Origin of the sequence: Marinomonas sp. TI.3.20 (genome assembly GCF_038155025.1) — a bacterium.
Taxonomy (GTDB): Bacteria; Pseudomonadota; Gammaproteobacteria; order Pseudomonadales; family Marinomonadaceae; genus Marinomonas; species Marinomonas flavescens.
Window position 1 is genome coordinate 1 of sequence record NZ_JBAKAS010000121.1, and the last position, 259, is coordinate 259.

Consider the following 259-nt stretch of genomic DNA (forward strand, 5'->3'; position numbering starts at 1 on the left):
GTAAAAATATTATTTTAGAAAATATTACCATCCATACCGCTGGCGGCATGTCTCTTATTGTCGAACGGACAGAAAATATTAAAGTTTCTCACTATAGCGTCACCCCTTCACATGACCGCATTGTATCTACAAGAGCAGATGCAACTCACTTTATGAATTGTAAGGGCGAGATTATTGTTGAAAACTGCCAACTAGATCACATGCTTGATGATGGAATTAATGTCCATGGCGCTTATGTAAATATTGATTCTTATATTGG

The 259-nt window shown here is 36.7% G+C and carries 1 pseudogene; it reads left to right on the plus strand.

Going from position 1 to position 259, the window contains the following annotated elements:
- A pseudogene (locus V6259_RS19830) lies at window positions 1-259 on the plus strand (hypothetical protein); the annotation flags it as partial.